Below are 17,409 nucleotides of genomic sequence, written 5' to 3' on the forward strand. Positions count from 1 at the left end.
CCCGATGCATCCGGGTTGACAGTCTTTGCCGATACGTCCGGGGACACGAAAGAGGATTTCTCCGTGCGCCTGAACGGCGTAACCACACTATCCGCCCAAAACCTCATTCTGGACACAACGAGGGTTGAAGCCTTGGTGGATGCCAATGGCGTATTGGTGACCAGTGCGCTGGGTGGACCGGTCCAGATCTCCCTGCAAGGGGGACAAACAGGGTATGGTGCCGTGCCTGTTCCGGTTCGGGTGAATGGTGTTGAGGTTGGTCGTGTTCAAGGAGCCAAAGATATTGTTGGCAGTTCCCATGACGATCACCTGACCGGAGATGCCCGTGATAACCGGTTTACGGGTTATGGTGGCCACGATGTACTCGATGGAAAAGAGGGGCAGGATACCGCTGTTTTCAGTGATGCGGCCGGGCCTGTTTCTGTCACGCTGGATCGTGCACGCCCTGTGACCGTAACCATCAATGGCGTTGCCGCTGCCACCATCAGCAATATCGAGAATGTTGTGGGGGGGTTTGCTGCAGATACTCTTGTCGGTGACAGTGCTGACAACGTTCTTAGCGGTGCAATGGGGAATGATACGCTCTCCGGTGCCGGGGGGAATGACCGCCTGCATGGTGACATGGGAGCTGACCGTCTTACGGGCGGCCTTGGGGCAGACGTATTTTTGTATCGCAGTGCCTATGAATCGGGGCCTCGACCTCAAGACCGCGATACCATAATGGACTTCAGCAGTGTTCATGGCGATCGCATTGACCTTTCTGCATTGGTTGTCTTTGATGCATCAGGTGGGTATCGTCCGCTGACGTTCCACGGTACGGAAGCCGGAGCTGGTGGTGTCTGGTATGTGAAAGATAGCTTGGGCGTTGTTGTTTATGCGGATGTAAGCGGCGATGCGACGGCTGATTTTTCGGTACGCCTTAACAACGTCCATTCCCTGTTGGCAAAGGACTTCATCCTTGAGTCTGTTGTCCCGCTTGGTGAGGGCATAGAGGATGCCGTCTACAGTATGAGTTTTGCCACTGAACCGGTGAACCTCACGCTTGGCACAGGCAACCCGTCTCCCGTTCTGGTTGGTGGTGTTCGTGTTTCCGAGATAACGGGCTATAACGGGTTGGCTGGCGGATATGCTGACGATCACCTGACAGGTAATGATGCTAATAACAAGTTCCGTTCCAGCGGCGGTCGCGATGTCATTGACGGACAGGGTGGCCGTGACAGCATGGACTACAGCGCAGAGCAGGGGCCTGTTGTTGTCACCTTGGCGGATGGTGCTGAAGATGCCGTGGTTCGTGTCAATGGCCTTGAAAAAGATACGCTGAGGCACATCGAAGCCGTTGCCGGCGGCAGCGGGCATGACTGGATAACAGGGAATGCCGGTGACAATATTTTGCTGGGCAACGCGGGCAATGATGTCCTGAGCGGTGGAGCCGGCCATGATGCCCTGTATGGTGACAAGGGTGATGATGTTCTGGATGGCGGGACCGGAAATGACTTTTTGGGGGGAGGAGAAGGAACGGACTCCGTTGATTATTCTGAGTATACGGTTCCTCTTCAGGTCATCCTGTGCGGTGATTCCTGGGGATCTGTGTCGGTTGGTACGGTCGAGGAAGACTATCTGCATTCCATAGAAGTTTTCACAGCGGGTCAGGGTGACGACAAGTTGGCTGTCGATTTGCAGTACGCCACACTGTCCGGTGGTCCTGGTGCTGATACGTTTGCTTACACTGGGCGCTTTGGTTTCAATGATCCTTCTGCGCTCTCTGGTACTCCAGGTGCCGAGCAGGTTATACGGGATTTTAATGCCGCTGAAGGTGACCGGATTAATCTGGCCCACCTGAACAAGGGCCTGTTTGTTTATGACTTCAGCGCGAAAGGGCCTGCGAAGAATGCTGTCTGGTCAAAGCAGGATGGCAAGGATCAGGTGCTGCGTGTTGATACAACGGGCGATGCTGTTTATGACTTTACGATCAGGTTGAAGAATTGTTCATCCGTATCTGCTTCGGACTTTGTGCTGTCGCAACGACCTGATATGGGGCCTGATACTGTCCTTGATACCGTCAAGAACAGTGATGATTATGCCTACTTTGACCTTTTCAATTCCGAGGTTCATTTTGGTGGGCAGAAGTATCCCTTTACGCCGTCTGGCACTCTTACCGGCGGTACGTGGCAGAACTACTTCCTGGCTCCACTGCCTTCGGCAACAGCATTGAATATTGATGGAGGAGACGGGACTGACACCGTCAGCCTTGTCTTGGCATCAGGTCCTGTCTCCCTGACCCTGAATGGATCAAGCTGGTCCAAGGTGTTTTATGCCGGTGTGCCTGCGGCCACCCAGATCCGGAACATAGAAAATGTTGTTGCCGGTAATTACGGGGATACGCTGACCGGCGACCGCAACAACAATGTGTTTACTCCCGGCTTTGGCGCGGACACCATTGACGGGGGCCCTGGTTCAGACACCGTGGACTATCGCTCCAGCCCCGGCCCGATCATGGTTACCCTGGCCGGAAGTCAATGGGCCACGGTTTCTGTGGGGCTCAATCAGCTAGGAGACCGGATCCGTAACATTGAGAATATCAGTGGCAGCGGATCTGATGACGTTATGGTTGGTGATGCCCTGGACAATACCTTTGTTGGTTATGGAGGAAAGGATGAGATCGACGGTGGTGCCGGGCAGGATACCGTTGATTACAGCTACAGCACCAAAGGCGTGGATGTAACCCTGGCTGGGTCGGCTTGGGCCAATGTGTCCGTTGGTGGTCAAGTTGAAGACCGTATTCGCAATATCGAGAATGTGACCGGTTCAGGCATGAATGACCGTATTTTCGGTGATGAGGGCAATAATGTCCTGCGTGGACAGGCCGGGAATGACTGGTTCAAGGCTGGTCTTGGCCATGATACCCTGGACGGAGGTCTTGGCGTTGACATTGCCGATTATGCCGATCGCTCTGAATCCATTGTTGTTACCCTGGACGGGGCGAACCCGGCCCGCGTGTTCTTCAATGGAGTGGCGCAAGACACCTTGATCAATATCGAGTGCATGTGGGGTGGGTCCGGCAACGATCGCCTGGTTGGTGATTACAACGACAACAGCCTGTACGGGGGAAGAGGCGCTGATATTCTGGGCGGTGGAGGCGGCGCTGACACCTTCTTGTATTTCCTGATCTCTGATTCGGGTGTTGATGAAGCCTCGCGCGATACCATTATGGATTTCAGCAGTCAGGCCGGGGATCGTATCAAGCTGGCTTCTGTTGATGCCAACAAAGCTCTTCCCGGTGACCAGCATTTTGTCTTCCATGGCCAGAATGCCGGGGCTAACGGCGTATGGTATCAGCCGGATGGTAATGGCAATACGCTACTGTTTGCTGATGACAATGGTGATGCACAGGCAGATTTCTCCATTTTTCTTCTGGGTGTCAGCAGCTTGTCACGGGCAGACCTGATTTTAAGCTGATCCCGTTCTTGTATTCCTTGTCTGGTCATCCCCTCCCCCCGTTATTCGAATGAGGGGATGTGCCAGTTCCGGGACGTGGAGATGTGGGGCTATGGAAACAGGAGTAGACCGGGCTGTGTATTTATGATTGTTATATAGTCATGACAATTACTATTGGGGGGTGTTCCATGATAAGAATATCCGAGAAGGACGCACATTCCTACACAACAGGGGAATATGCTGATGGCGCGGTGCAGGTTGCAGATACGGATACCGGATCTGACTCTGCCTCTTCCTTGCAGGAGAACGCGCCTGTATGTACCGAGCAGGTTTTCTATTATTCGATTGTGCCATTCCATCTTGCAGACAGGACACTATATTCTCTCTGGAGCGACTTGATTCCCAGTATCGCTCTGTCTCAGGGGCTGGAAGTCTTTTACGGTACGAACGGCCACGATCATCCTGCCGAAAAGAATGGGGCTGGTGTCCTGTTTCGTGGCAGCGGGGGAATGGATGTTTTCGATGGTGGGCCGGGATACGATATCCTGGATTATTCTACCCAAGATCTTTCCATCCGTGTTGCCCTGCCTGATTCGTTGTATACAGTTGTTCATGCAGGGGGCCTGCCCAAGGACCTTGTGCGCGGTATAGAAGGCGTGATTGGCGGGACCCGTAGCGACTACATCACCGGTAATGCGCAGGACAATGTGCTTCTGGGGGGTGCTGGGGATGATGCCTTGTACGGGATGGCCGGGCATGACCTGATCATTGGGGGAATTGGACATGACCTGATTGATGGCGGTGAGGGATATGACGCCGTCAGCTACGAAATGCGTATTGTGCCGGTTTCTGTGACCCTCAACAGCCATGAGGACTCTCCTGTTATGGTTGATGGTCAGCCCGAGGATATTGTGCGCAACATCGAAGCCGTTATCGGGAGTGGTGGAGACGATGTTATCGTTGGTGACCAGTACGATAATTTCTTTAACGGCCTCGGCGGTGCGGATCGTCTGACAGGTGGTGCCGGGGCTGATATTTTTGCTTATGAGCGTGCCGAGCGTACAGAAGATGTCATTACCGACTTCAGTACGACAGAAGGTGATCAGCTGGATTTCAGTGAATTTGACGCCAATAGTACGGCAGACGGGAACCAGCCGTTCTTGTTTTCCGGCCAGAAGGCGCAGGCGCATTCCCTGTGGTACAAGCCTTTGGAAGATGGAACAGGTATCCGGTTGTTCGCTGATACAGATGGCCAGGAGGAGACCGCAGAGTTTTCATTGGTTCTGCAGGGCATTGATGCAATCGCAATGGGTGACTTCCTCTTCGGAACATTTGGCCCCCGTGTTACCTCCAAGGGGCTGGATTGCCTTGATGTTTCCGATACACAGTCTACATTTATTGACCTTCCGGGGTTGTCATATAGCCTTCAGGCTGCCTATCCGGGTCTTTCTCCGGATGGAGAGGATGGTGGTTATGCGGTTATGGCTCATATGACCGGCCATATTGCCCCGACCGTTACGCGTGTCAGCACCGGTTCAGGTGACGATGTGCTGATTGGCGATCCCCGCGACAACATTTTCTCCTCTGGTGCAGGCAAGGATCGGTTGGTCGGTGGTCTGGGGGTTGATTATCTGAGCGGTGGGAGTGGTGCAGACACGTTCACTTATAACAGCATAGCCGAAGGGGGAGACGTCATTACGGATTTCAGTTCAGAGCAGGGGGACAGGATTGATCTTGCGATGATCGGTGCGTATCTTCATCGCCCTGATGGCCAGCGCGGTCTTGATTTTTCAGGGCGTCAAGCAGCGGCATACTCTGTTTGGTATACAAACGATGGGACTGATGGTTCTGTCGTGATGGCGGATGTCGACGGTGATGCGCAGGCTGAATTCTTTCTGCGTCTGAATGGGGTTCAGAGTTTGTCGGCAGACGATTTCTTGCTTGTATAGTCTTTCGGGGCTGTCAGGCCCTTTTCTTTATATGCTGGGCCTGACAGATTATCTATCACATCTTGGTAAAGATAGATTCATGTATAAAAAATAGAATTCTATGTAGATATTAATTTTAATTAAATAAATAATTTATTGATATGATGAATTTTATTTCCTTTTATGGATCTGCCCTCTCTTTCTTTATGTGGGGGTAGATCTTTTTTTTTGTTTGTCACAAGATGAAGGGTTCCCGTGTGGGGATCTGGCTCTTGTGATAAGGTCGGCCTTTTTTCGGATGATGATTGTCGTGGAGGCGAAGGGGGAAATATGGGGACCTTGCATGTATTGAATGGGCATCTTCATAGTGTGGGCACGTCTGATTTGTATGCATGCAAGCTATCAGGGGAGTATGGCTTTCGTACTATATTCCGGAGTGGCCCTATAACCGTTTCATACTTCACCCCTTCCGCGCGTGCTTTGTCTTCTCCTGTGGTTGGGCATGACCAGCCCGGGATAGATCTTGTTTTCAGTGGCTCAGCTCCGGCTCCCCATTCTGTCTGGTCTGCACATTCCGATACTGATTCCGGATTGCGCCTCTTGGTTGATCTTGATGGCAATGCTTCTGTCCCCGAACTTCAGATTCTGGTTAACGGGTCCGTGGTGCCAGAGAAATCCGAGAAACCTGTTCCGGCCAAGGACTCTTCTGCTTCTACGGATAGCCCGTTACCGTTACTACAGACGGGGCCAGAATGGCCTTCACGTACAGTTCTTGATGATTTCCTGGAATCCTTTGTTCCTGCCCCTGCCCCGCTGGTGAACTATCACTACGGGACAGAGGAGCATGACCTGTTCTATGGCGGTCCGGGGGAGCACACCATTAATGGTGGTCCCGGAAGTGATACTGTCAGTTACCTGCGTCATGCGACCCCGGTAATTGTCTTTCTGGCCGGTACAACCCCGGCCCCGGTTCTGGTGGGTGGAAAGCCGGACGGCCTTCTGTCTGATATCGAGAATATTCACGGTTCATCACATGATGACATTTTGGGTGGAGATCGAGCGGACAATGTTTTCCACGGTGGTCCGGGCTATGACACGATTGACGGCGGTCCGGGCCTGGATCTGGCCAGCTATGTTGATGCCTGCCTGCCTGTTTCCGTAACCTTGAACGGGATGCAGGATGCCAGCGTGTTTGTTGGCAACCGTCTGGAAGATACCCTGCGTAACATTGAGGGTATTCATGGTGGTTCTGCAGATGATGTTCTGACGGGGGATTCGCGGGCCAATGTCTTCTACGGGCATGATGGCGACGATCTGCTGCAGGGTATGAGGGGAAGCGACCGCTTGCAGGGTGGGCCCGGGCGGGACACCCTGGATGGGGGAGAAGGGATCGATCTGGCTGACTATTCCGACAAAGTGGATCCTGTCGTCATTCGCCTTGCTGGTTCTTCCAGATCAGTTGCTCTTGTCGGTGCGCAAGAGGAGGATAGCCTGTTCAGTATCGAGGACCTGCTGGGTGGATCTGGCGATGATCACTTGTCCGGTGATGAGGCATCCAACCTTCTGGATGGCGGCCCGGGGATCAACAGCCTGACAGGTGGTGCCGGTATCGATGCCTTTATTTTTCGTTTTTCCGGTCTAGGGCACCGCGTTACAGATTTCAGTCGTTCAGAGGGAGACGTGCTGGATTTCTCGGGCCTGGATGCGGATACAGGGACAGCGGGCCATCAGGTTTTTCATTTCTCCGGATCGCGTGCGGCTCCGCATTCCCTGTGGTTTGATCCCATTCCTGGTGGTCCAGGTGGGTACTTGTATGCTGATCTGGATGGCAATGTGGATCAGCCCGACTGTTCCGTCTTTCTTGAAGGCGTGGAGCATATATCCCGGGACGATTTCTCGCGGAGTACCTTTGTTCTGTCACCGATCCGTCGTGGTGTGCGGGAGCTGTCGTTTGATGGAACGGTCGATGATGTTGTCACCGTTGATCTTGGGGTTCGCGGGTACTGGGGGGGGTAATCTGAAGGCCGGGTTGATTTATGGTTCTGTCGATCCGGCTGTCGTACATGTAACCACAGGAGCCGGTGATGACCACCTGATCGGTAATGCACAGGCAAATATCCTGTCTGCGGGGCCCGGTGATGATCATCTGAACGGTGGTGCAGGGGAAGACGTGCTGATCGGGGGAGAAGGGAAAGATATATTTGTGTACAATTCAATTGATGACAGCGGGGATGTGATTGTTGATTTCAACCGCGAGCAGGGTGATTGCCTGGATCTGACAGCTGTTGATGCCGACGTGCACCAGAACGGCCACCAGGCATTCACCCTTTCAGGGTGTGAGCCACGTGCGCATGCTGTCTGGTATGAACCTGCAGCCGACGGTAACGGCGTTCATGCCCTTGCTGATGTTGATGGTGACACCAGACCAGATTTCTTCGTAACCCTTTATGGTATAACCAGCTTGGTTCTTCAGGATTTTATCTTCCAGGGCATATAGAAGCCGTGCGAGTGGCAGGCATTGTCCTGTCAGGCTTTCTTGTGATTGTTTCACATATTATATTATAATAACCTATGGTTTCCGTTCAGTCCATTGGGGACGAAGGATCAGGGGCCATGAGGTAACAGCTTTCTATGGTGATTGTGCTGGAAAGCGGATGGTCCGTTTGAAGAGTGGAAAGGATATCGTGTTATGGCTGTAGATCCTAATGGTGATCTTTTGGCGTTTTTCTACCCTGCTGTTTCATACAAGGAAGGCGTTTTGTTCTTTCCACCATCTCCATTCTCCGGGCCGGATTCAGAGTCTGATCGTAGTGCGCAGGCGGCACCCCCTGCACCTGCTCCCGTAGAGGATACGCCGCCGGCTTCTTATGGAAGCATGGATATGAACCCTTGGTTCTCGATTTACTCTCTTGGCATGTCCCTGCCAATGCTGGGGGATATCCTGTAGCGCACAGGCTTTTTTGTTGGTTGTGGATGCATTCAATAGCCAAGAGCGGTTGGAATCCCGTTGTTGACCATAAGGGAAACCAGAAGCTCCAGGATAACCAGTCCAACAGCGGTTGTTGTATCCACACCCAGCATCCGACGTGCGACAAACCCGTGATATCCCATAAAAGCGACAGCTGCCATCAACACGGGCAGTGCCAGTGCCTGCATGGGCGTTTCCCCCACTGTGCTCAGCAAGACGATGGGCAGAAGGACGGCTGCCAATGGCAGGTGGAGCCAGTTGAAGCTGATAATGTAGCGTTGCCACCGGTCATGGCACCCCAGAATGCGGGTTACAGGATCCATGATGACCGGAAAGACAAGCCACCCCAGCGCATACAACAGGGCCTGAAACACAAGCCAGAAAACAGGCTCACTGTTGGTTGCCGCAGGGTCCTGTGCCTGACCTGCCAGCATTTGTATCAGATAGACCGGGAAGACCATGGCCCCCAGCCGCAGCGAGGCCCAGAATCCCCGCGGGCTGTCGTCAACATCATCAGGGCAGCGTGGATCCATGCGCAAGATGGAGCGAACCAGAACCATACCCCGGTAGAGATCGGTTTCCTGTTTCACGGTGTACCTGCCGCCTGACAACGGATCTGGAAAAAGCGCGACAGCACCCGATGATAAATTTGGGTCAGTGTTTCCAGATCATCGACCCGGCAATGTTCATCAACCTTGTGCATGGAGCGTCCAACCAGACCGAACTCCGCCACGGGGCACAGATGGCGGATGAAGCGGGCATCCGATGTTCCCCCGGATGTGGAGAGTTCAGGCATACGGCCTGTCAGAGTGGATATGGCTTCCATCAACAGGGCAGACAGTTCACCCTGTGGCGTCAGGAACGGTTCGCCACTGCAGACTGTTTCCAGGGAATAGCGTGTCGGGTCCGGGCAGGCCCTGGCCAGCCGTGATCGGATCTCCGCTTCCAGGGAGTGGGCTGTATAGCAGGTGTTGAAACGAACATTGAAAACAACCCGTACCTGCCCCGGAATCACATTGTCTGCCGTATTGCCGGTATCAATGGAGGTCAGTTCCAGGTTGGAAGGCTGGAAGTCTGCCGTGCCTTCGTCCAGGGGTGTTTCTGTCAGGGCCTGGAGCAGTGCAAGCATCCGGGGCAGGGGGTTGTCGGCCCGGTGCGGATAGGCCACATGTCCCTGCGTTCCATGCACGGTCAGTGTACCGGACAGGCTGCCCCGCCGCCCGATCTTGATCATGTCCCCCAGGGCATCAGGGTTTGTGGGTTCCCCGACCAGGCACATGTCTGGCGCTGTGTCATGCTGTGAGACCCAGTCCAGAAGCTTCCGGGTGCCATTAATCGCCGGGCCTTCTTCGTCTCCGGTGATCAGAAAGCTGATGGAGCCAGCAGGATGCCCTTGCTCCAGCAAGCGAGTTACCGCTGCAACAAATGCGGCAATAGCTCCCTTCATGTCTGCGGCGCCACGCCCGTACAGAACGCCGTCCACGACCTCTCCGCCGAAGGGGGCATGGCTCCAGCCCGATGATGGCGAAGCCGGCACAACATCGGTATGTCCGGCAAAGCAGAAATGAGGTCCACGGGTGCCCAGGCGGGCATACAAGTTGGCAACATCCGGTGTGCCCGGTTCAGAGAATACCAGGCGTGTACATGTGAAGCCGATGCGTTCCAGAACCTGCTGCAGGGCGTGCAGGGCCCCTGCGTCATCCGGGGTTACGGAAGGGCAGCGCAACAGGGCCTGCGCCAAGGGCAGGGGATCGCACAGGTCCTGTATGCTGCTGACTCCCTGTGGTGCAAGATCAGGATCAGTCACGGAGCAGCTCGTTGATAGAAACCTTGGAACGGGTTTTGGCGTCCACGCGCTTGACGATCACGGCACAGGCAAGCCCGGGTCCGGGTGTTCTGTCCGGCAGGGGTTTGCCCGGCAGGGTTCCGGGTACAACCACAGAGCCGGCCGGAACGCGGCCCATGAAAATCTCTCCGGTTCCACGATCAATAATCTTGGTGGACGCCCCGATGAAGACCCCCATCGACAGCACGGCACCTTCTTCGACAATGACACCCTCGGCAACTTCAGAGCGTGCCCCGATAAAGCAGTTGTCTTCGATGATCACAGGTCCGGCTTGCAGGGGTTCCAGAACACCGCCAATACCAGCCCCGCCCGAGATATGGACATTCTTTCCAATCTGCGCGCATGAACCGACCGTTGCCCAGGTGTCGATCATGGAACCGCTGTCAACCCGTGCCCCGACATTGACAAAACTGGGCATCAGGACAACCCCCGGGGCGATATAGGCAGAGTGACGGACCACACACCCCGGCACCGCCCGGAAGCCGGCGTTGGTAAAGGCATCCTCGTTCCAGGCGTTGAATTTGGATGGAACCTTGTCCCACCACGACGCCCCGCCGGGAGCACCGGAAATGGCAACCATGGGATCCAGACGGAATGACAGCAGGACAGCCTTTTTCAGCCACGCATTGACAACCCATTGGCCATTGTGCTTTTCGGCCACGCGCAGGGTCCCGTTATCCAGCTCGTCCAGGGCGGTGCAGACAGCCTCGCGGATGGCGCCTGTTGTGGCCGGTGACAGGGTGTCACGCATGTCCCAGGCAGAATCAATGACAGATTGCAGGGATGTCTGAAGTGTGGCGGTGCTCATCGGGGCCGGATCCTTGAAACAATGGTCGGTCTTGTCAGGTCCGGGGAGCATACCCGTCGTGGCTCTGTCGTCAACCGCCTGTACGGATGGCCACATACCGGGGGGGGCTTTGTTGACCTGCTCCTGTGACAGGAACACCATCGTCGGGCAGCGTATATCAGCCCGACCAGGGCCAGTCCGGGGACTGTTTTGGACGACAGGGAGCACAGGGATGCATCGGGTAATCCCCGCGGATTGTCCGGTTCCGGGTCCGCGGGAGGAGGGGGGCTGTCTGCCCGTCTGGCGGCTCTCTGGCCGGGGCCTGTCCTGATTTATGGCCCGGACCGCAGATTGATCTCGGTTTCTTCTGCGGAATGTCCGTTGTCCAGTAGCGCTGATACAGAACCTGATATTCTCGCCCTGGTTTCGATCGTTCAGGCTCATGGTACGTCGTGCTTCGGATCAGTCCAGATTGATACCCCGAGTGGTTTCCATGCCTATGACTTGGCAGCATTGCCGGGAGATGGGGCAACGGTTCTGGTGCTTGCCCGTGCTGTTACCCTGAACCAGGGTTTGCGCGTTGCCCTGGCGACCGGTCGTCAGCGTTACAAGGACCTGGTGGAAATTTCGTCGGATTTTGCCTGGGAAACGGGCGTTGACGGGCGCCTTGTCTTTGTCAGTCCCCGCGGGGCATTGGGGTACCCTGCTGCATCCTTGATTGGCCGGTCCATGGCTGATTTCGTGCTGGACCCAGAGGCCGACTTCCCCTTTGTAACCCGCAGCAGTGTCGCCAATGTCGTGATCTGGATGCGTCGTGCAGACGGCGGGCGTGCCTGTGTGAATGTGTCTGCCCGTCCGGTCTTTGACGATGATGGGCAGTGGGGTGGGGCGCGTGGTATTTGCCGTGATATCACCTGCGAGCAGGAACGCGATGAACAGCAGGAGCGGGCCCGCCAGCGGGAACAGATTTTCAACCATATCGTCAGTACGTTCCGTGACGAGGTGATACCGGCCAATGTCCTGCATGTTGCGGCTGAAACGATGGCCCGGGGCATGGGGGCGGTTTCCTGCCATATTTTCCGCCGGGCCCCGTTGTCGCTCTTGCCATCGGTCGGGGGGGAGGCGGAGACTGATCCAGCCAGGATCCTGCGTGAGGCCATGATCCCCGGGGCCTCTTTTGGTGTGGCGGACGAGAATCTGGCCCGCATGATGTTGGAGCGGATTGGTCCAGGGTCGCTGGTCTGCCAGGAGCAGGTTGAAGGCTACGATGCTCTCGCCTCGGTATGTCGTTATCACAAAAGGATCAACGGGGCTGTTGTCCTGTTCCGCGACCAGTCCCATGATTCATGGTGCGAAGACGATCGTGTCCTTCTGGCGGATCTTGCAGACCAGATTGGTGTTGCCAACGAACAGATTGATGCACACGAAAATATTCTGCGCCTGTCGCGAACAGACAGCCTGACCGGGTTGTTCAACCGTCGTGCCTTTATGGAAGAGATGGAGCGGCGGCATAACCGGCTGGCGCGTGACAATTTGTCTGCGGCTCTTTTGTTTGCCGATCTTGATAACTTCAAGAGGGTAAATGATGTGTACGGTCATGCCGCTGGTGATGCGGCCTTGTTGACCGTGCGTGACATGCTGGTTGGCAGTACACGTCCAACCGACCTTGTGGCCCGGCTGGGAGGGGACGAGTTTGCCATCTGGCTGGAAGGTGCAACCCAGAAAGTGGCTGTCGACAAGGCGCACCTGTTGATGGAGATGTCTGCACGCGAACTGGTTCCCCTGTCCGGTAGTCCCGATTTCCCGCTGGGCCTGTCTATTGGTATCGCGGTTCATCTTCCCGGTGGTGTTGAGACGTTGGCCGATCTGATGGTCCGTGCGGATCATGCCATGTACAAGGTCAAACATTCCGGGAAAGGGGGATATGCCGTGGCAGACCAAACACTTTCCGCTGGTCCCACCATGCGCCGTCCCCGCGGCTAGAGTATGACAGTATCCCGTTGTATCGGGTTGTTTATGATCTCTCCAGACAACGGAATCGCATGTGCATTGACGCCCCGGTCGTTGTGATGGCAGACCGATAGGACGCACGTGTTCCGCCGGCCATGGCCGGATGTGGGGAGCGCCACAGGTCTATCCCCGCGAACAGGAGACTGACGATTGGTACGTGTCCTTTTCCTTACGGCCTTTTCGGCCTTGCTTCTGGGAGCAGTGGCAGCTGTCGGTTTGCTGGAGATCATCCGCCGTCCCGGCGGTCTTCCGCATCAGAAAGATATGCCCGTTGACCAGATGGTTGCCCAGGTCAGCAAGGAAGCTGCCGCCGTGGCCGAGATGTTCTGGTACGACTTTACCTTCTATCTGTCCAGGCGGGCCTTGAAAGACCTGACATCCCTGCGTGACAGGGTCTGGTCCGGAATAACCGGCGTTCTGGATGAAAGCAGCCTGTTGCCTGCGGATGAACAAATTGTTGTTGTCGGGGCTGTTCCGATGAATCAGGGGGACACATCGTCGGCAGTGTCGGTTCCCCGCAGCAGTGTATCCGGACAGGGTGAAGGACTCCTGACCGGCGTTCTGGCCCCAGACAGCCAGTATGCGGTATCGGAATGGACCATCGGCCCCGGAGAAGCAGGGTATCTGGAACGCGTTTTGATCAATGGCCAGCCCGCTGATCCCGGGGGGACCGTTGCGCCTGATGCAACCTTGTTCCTGTCCGGGTGGGCCGGTGATCCGGCGATTGGTATCCGTTACAGCCATGTTCTGGTGACTGTGTGTGGAAAGGTTGTGGCCACCACCGGGGTTGGCGAACCAACCCCTTCGGTTGCCCGATTTGTCCATGCCAATCTGGGAAGTGCCGGATGGGTGGCCCGGCTGCCGGCAGCAGCCCTGCCGCGTTGTCCTGATGCAGCGCTGGGCGCTCTGGCCCTGCGTGGCGGGGTCGTGGCGCACCGTCTACAGGGTAACTTTCCGATGATCCTCCAGCCTGGCGGGAATCCATCGTCTGCCGGGCCCTTTGCGCCTGTTCTTCGTCCCGGGTTCATCAAGGCGCCGCGTCTGGAAAGCATCCGTATCCGCGATCGGGTTGGGCTTCGCAGCTGTCCGGACACCACCTGTCCGGTGCTGGAAAATATTGCCAAGGGTCCTCACCGGGCGACACTGCTGGAACACGTAAACGGCTGGCGGCTTATCCTGTCTGCCCAAGGGAACGGATGGATTCCCAAGGACGAGATTGAAATCCCCTGACAAGCGGGGTTACTGATTCCGGCTCAGGCTGTGCAGGGCTGCTTCCAGCCATGTGGTCAGATGATCCGTCATATGATGGCAGTACGCTGACAGTGCCTGTTCCGGGAACAGAGCCAGCGGGGGCAGTCCGGGACCACAGTGTACCAGAACGGTTGTCATGCCCATGGCCGCCGCTGTTTCCAGATTCTGCGGGCTGTCCTCAAAGAAAGCCGTTGTCTTGGGGTCAAGCCCGAATGCGGCTGTCATCCGGTGATAGGTTTGTGGGTTGGGTTTGGGGCAGTACTCTGCGGCATGAATATCGAAAACCCCTTCAAAGACCTGCTCCAGATCCAGGGCTTTCAGAACGGCCCGCGTATGTTTTCCTGATCCGTTCGTAAAGATCAGCCGCCGGCCCGGCAGCTGTAGAAGTACTCTTCTCAGCGCTGGATCAGGCACCAGGGCCGAGTGATCAATATCATGCACATAATCGAGGAATGTGTGTGGATCGACGCCATGCTCAACCATCAGGCCGCGCATGGTTGTTCCGTATGTGTGGTAGTACTGCTTCTGCAGAATGCGGGCGGCATCTTCATCCAGATTCAGATGCCGGGCCACAAAATGACGGATACGGGCTTCTACTTGGGGGAACAGACTGCTGGTACCCGGGTAGAGGGTGTTGTCTAGGTCGAACAGCCAAGTCGTTACATGGTCAACCGGATGCTGCAGAAGCTTTTCAGCATGCTGATGCATTGGCCCGTGGCCCCCTTCTTGTTAACGACTGTGTAGATTGTGACGGGAAGACAGAGAGCTGGTGACCTTGCTGTCAGTTATCGGCAATGGCGGCAATTTCAGCCCGGACATGGTCAAGCCCTTCCGAGTGTGTCGAGCTGGTACACAGGATCAGCGGGTGGGATGCCCCATGTTTTGCCAGCTCCTGTTGCGTCTTCGCCATTACGGATTCCAGCGCATCGCCACGCAGCTTGTCTGTTTTGGTTAGAACAATCTGGTAGTTGACCGCGGCTGTATCCAGCATGGACATGATCTCCCGGTCGCTGTCCTTCAGACCGTGACGGCTGTCCACCAGAAGGAACACGCGGCGCAGGTTCGGTCGACCACGCAGGTAGGACTTCACCAAGCGGGTCCACTTTTTCACCTGATCTTGCGGGGCCCGTGCATACCCGTATCCGGGCAGGTCAGCCAGTAACAGACGGTCATCGAGGGAGAAAAAGTTGACCTCCTGGGTCCGGCCCGGTGTGTCGGACGTGCGGGCCAAGGCGCGGGTTCCGGTCAGCGCGTTGATCAGGCTTGATTTCCCTACATTCGACCGGCCGGCCATGCAGACTTCAGGCAAGGTGGCTTCCGGCAGCTTGTCCAGAGATACCACCCCCAGCATGAAGCGGCACGGTCTGGAGAAGAGAAGGCGCCCTTTCTCCAGGTCCGCGTCGTCAAAAGGCTTGTCGGCATCACGCAAGGGCTTGTCCCCCGCTTTGGTGTCGAGCCACGATCATGTCCGGCCTGCATGGGCGGGAGCCTCGTCATGGCGGCGCATGATTGACCACTGCTGGGCAATGGACAGGATATTGTTCCAAGCCCAGTAAATCACCAGACCAGCAGGGAATCCGGCCAGCATGAAGGTAAAAAGAACCGGCAGGAACATCATGACCTTGGCCTGGACCGGGTCAGCCGGAGCAGGATTCAGCTTCTGCTGGAACCACATGGTGATCCCCATGATGATGGGCAGGATTCCCAGGTGCAGGAACGAAGGCGCGTTCCACGGGATCAGGCCAAACAGGGTGAACAGGTTGGTCGGGTCCGGTGCAGACAGATCTGTAATGAAGCCATAGAAGGGAGCGTGACGCATTTCCAGCGCAACAAACAGCACCTTGTACAGGGCAAAAAAGATCGGAATCTGGATCAGGATCGGCAGGCACCCAGCCAGCGGATTGACTTTCTCGTCCCGGTACAGGGCCATCATTTCCTGCTGCATCCGCACACGGTCGTCCTGGAACCGCTCCTGCAGTTCCTTGACCTTGGGCTGCAGTATTTTCATCCGGTTCATGGCCTTGTAGGACTTGTTGGCTAACGGATACAGCACAAGCCGCAGGGCAACCGTAAAGGCAAGAATGGCCAGCCCGAAATTGCCAAGGAACCCGTAAAGGAACTGGATGGCGATGAAAAACGGCTTGGTCAGGAAGTAGAACCAGCCAAAATCAATGGCAAGATCAAACCGGTCGATGCCTTTTTCACGGGCATAACGATCCAGAAGATCCACCTTCTTGGCTCCGGCAAAGAAGTCAGTCACCGTTGTGATTGTTTCCCCGGGGGCTACTGTACGGGCTGAACCTAGGAAATCACTCTGATAACGGTCATGCCCATCGCCGGTATAGACAAAACGTGCCTTGTTCACATCGCCCTTTGGCAGGTCAATGGCCGTCAGCCAGTATTTGTCGGTAATTCCGATCCAGCCACCGGTCGACTGATAGTCGACATGACGCTCATCGCGGAGATCCTGGTACGTGATCTCCTTCAGCGTTCCGTCCAGCACGCCCAAGGGACCTTCATGCAGGATGTAAAATCCTTCTGTGCGGGGCGTATAGCCACGGGAAACCAGCCCGTAGGGATAAAGTGTCAGGGCATCCGGGCCCGTATTCTCGACGCTGTCGGTAATCGTGAACAGAAAATCAGGGTCCACGCTGACAACACGCCGGAAGACCAGCCCCTGATCATTTTTCCATACCAAGGTTACCGGTGTGTTCTCCGTCAGGGTTCCCCCTTCGCACTGCCAGTGGGCATCGGGGCCGGGTACCTTGATTGCCGGGTTGGCAGATACCCAACCAAACTCGGCATAATGCGGACGCTCTGATCCCTTGGGATTGAGCAGGACAATATTTGCGGAGTGTGGATCCACCTGTTCCCGGTACGCCTTCAGGGTCAGGTCATCGATACGCCCGCCATGCAGGGACAAGGAACCGGACAGGGATGGTGTATCAATGCGTACGCGCTGACCTTCCGCCAGTACGGCATTCCGGTCGCGTGGACCTGTTGGCGCCGCAATGCCCGGATCAGCCGCCACAGGGCCGGGTGTGGTATCGATGGTCGCATCCGACCGGACCGGAACAGGGGCCGGCGGCGTGGGGGCAAAGTACTCAAAGCCGGCAAGAATTGCCACCATCAGCACCATGGCCAGAATGAAGTTCTTTTGTTCAGGCATCTGTACGTAGTCCGG

Annotated in this window: 12 protein-coding genes and 1 pseudogene; 7 read left to right on the top strand and 6 right to left on the bottom strand. The window is 55.9% G+C overall.

All coding sequences use genetic code 11. The features are described 5' to 3' along the window. From HEQ72_RS11565 to HEQ72_RS03050, 5 genes and pseudogenes are all read left to right on the top strand, one after another. Window positions 1–3,456, top strand: a pseudogene (locus tag HEQ72_RS11565) (calcium-binding protein); the annotation flags it as partial. Between the two features lie 167 nt (window positions 3,457–3,623). Then, window positions 3,624–5,384: a M10 family metallopeptidase C-terminal domain-containing protein gene (locus tag HEQ72_RS03035; RefSeq protein ID WP_168022519.1), complete on the top strand. Its 1,761-nt coding sequence runs from the start codon at window positions 3,624–3,626 to the stop codon at window positions 5,382–5,384. A gap of 579 nt (window positions 5,385–5,963) precedes the next feature. Continuing rightward, on the top strand, window positions 5,964–7,379 hold the full coding sequence (locus tag HEQ72_RS03040) for a calcium-binding protein (RefSeq protein ID WP_168022520.1): 1,416 nt from the start codon (window positions 5,964–5,966) through the stop codon (window positions 7,377–7,379). Further along, entirely contained in the window at window positions 7,330–7,860 is a 531-nt protein-coding gene (locus tag HEQ72_RS03045; RefSeq protein WP_168022521.1) for a M10 family metallopeptidase C-terminal domain-containing protein, read from the top strand. The genes HEQ72_RS03040 and HEQ72_RS03045 overlap by 50 nt, the downstream gene beginning before the upstream one ends. Window positions 7,861–8,052: 192 nt before the next feature. Beyond that, a complete protein-coding gene (locus tag HEQ72_RS03050; RefSeq protein ID WP_168022522.1) occupies window positions 8,053–8,310 on the top strand; it encodes a hypothetical protein in 258 nt (85 codons plus the stop codon). A gap of 32 nt (window positions 8,311–8,342) precedes the next feature. On the opposite strand, the gene HEQ72_RS03055 is transcribed toward HEQ72_RS03050, so the two are convergent. From HEQ72_RS03055 to dapD, 3 genes are read right to left on the bottom strand one after another with little or no spacing between them, the layout of a single operon-like run. Then, a complete protein-coding gene (locus HEQ72_RS03055; protein ID WP_168022523.1) occupies window positions 8,343–8,921 on the bottom strand; it encodes a hypothetical protein in 579 nt (192 codons plus the stop codon). Continuing rightward, window positions 8,918–10,138 (bottom strand): succinyl-diaminopimelate desuccinylase, encoded by a 1,221-nt coding sequence (dapE, locus tag HEQ72_RS03060; protein ID WP_322099203.1) that lies wholly within the window; start codon window positions 10,136–10,138, stop codon window positions 8,918–8,920. The genes HEQ72_RS03055 and dapE overlap by 4 nt, the downstream gene beginning before the upstream one ends. Next, window positions 10,131–10,985 carry a 2,3,4,5-tetrahydropyridine-2,6-dicarboxylate N-succinyltransferase gene (dapD, locus tag HEQ72_RS03065; protein WP_168022524.1) on the bottom strand — a complete coding sequence of 285 codons (855 nt, stop codon included), beginning with the start codon at window positions 10,983–10,985 and terminating at the stop codon, window positions 10,131–10,133. Before dapD ends, dapE begins: the two co-directional genes overlap by 8 nt. A 189-nt stretch (window positions 10,986–11,174) precedes the next feature. Here dapD and HEQ72_RS03070 point away from each other — a divergent pair, with 189 nt between their 5' ends. Together HEQ72_RS03070 and HEQ72_RS03075 are read left to right on the top strand one after the other, a co-directional pair. Next, window positions 11,175–12,947, top strand: coding sequence for a diguanylate cyclase (locus HEQ72_RS03070; RefSeq protein ID WP_168022525.1), 1,773 nt, complete (start codon window positions 11,175–11,177; stop codon window positions 12,945–12,947). Between the two features lie 177 nt (window positions 12,948–13,124). Continuing rightward, entirely contained in the window at window positions 13,125–14,204 is a 1,080-nt protein-coding gene (locus HEQ72_RS03075) for a hypothetical protein (RefSeq protein ID WP_168022526.1), read from the top strand. Between the two features lie 9 nt (window positions 14,205–14,213). On the opposite strand, the gene HEQ72_RS03080 is transcribed toward HEQ72_RS03075, so the two are convergent. The 3 genes from HEQ72_RS03080 to yidC form a co-directional block, all read right to left on the bottom strand. Continuing rightward, window positions 14,214–14,933, bottom strand: a complete 720-nt coding sequence (locus tag HEQ72_RS03080; protein ID WP_168022527.1) for a pyrimidine 5'-nucleotidase — start codon at window positions 14,931–14,933, stop codon at window positions 14,214–14,216. 73 nt (window positions 14,934–15,006) lie between these two features. After that, on the bottom strand, window positions 15,007–15,654 hold the full coding sequence (gene yihA / locus HEQ72_RS03085) for a ribosome biogenesis GTP-binding protein YihA/YsxC (RefSeq protein WP_168022528.1): 648 nt from the start codon (window positions 15,652–15,654) through the stop codon (window positions 15,007–15,009). Window positions 15,655–15,687: 33 nt separating this feature from the next. After that, on the bottom strand, window positions 15,688–17,394 hold the full coding sequence (yidC, locus tag HEQ72_RS03090; RefSeq protein ID WP_168022529.1) for a membrane protein insertase YidC: 1,707 nt from the start codon (window positions 17,392–17,394) through the stop codon (window positions 15,688–15,690). Window positions 17,395–17,409 lie beyond the last annotated feature (15 nt).

This window comes from Haematospirillum sp. 15-248, assembly GCF_012102665.1.
Classification (GTDB): domain Bacteria; phylum Pseudomonadota; class Alphaproteobacteria; order Rhodospirillales; family Rhodospirillaceae; genus Haematospirillum.

Coding starts and splice junctions, on each gene's coding strand:
- HEQ72_RS03035 (WP_168022519.1), top strand. CDS start 3,624: ATGATAAGAATATCCGAGAAGGACGCACATTCCTACACAACAGGGGAA.
- HEQ72_RS03045 (WP_168022521.1), top strand. CDS start 7,330: ATGATGTTGTCACCGTTGATCTTGGGGTTCGCGGGTACTGGGGGGGGT.
- HEQ72_RS03050 (WP_168022522.1), top strand. CDS start 8,053: ATGGCTGTAGATCCTAATGGTGATCTTTTGGCGTTTTTCTACCCTGCT.
- dapD (WP_168022524.1), bottom strand. CDS start 10,985: ATGAGCACCGCCACACTTCAGACATCCCTGCAATCTGTCATTGATTCT.
- HEQ72_RS03080 (WP_168022527.1), bottom strand. CDS start 14,933: ATGCATCAGCATGCTGAAAAGCTTCTGCAGCATCCGGTTGACCATGTA.
- yidC (WP_168022529.1), bottom strand. CDS start 17,394: ATGCCTGAACAAAAGAACTTCATTCTGGCCATGGTGCTGATGGTGGCA.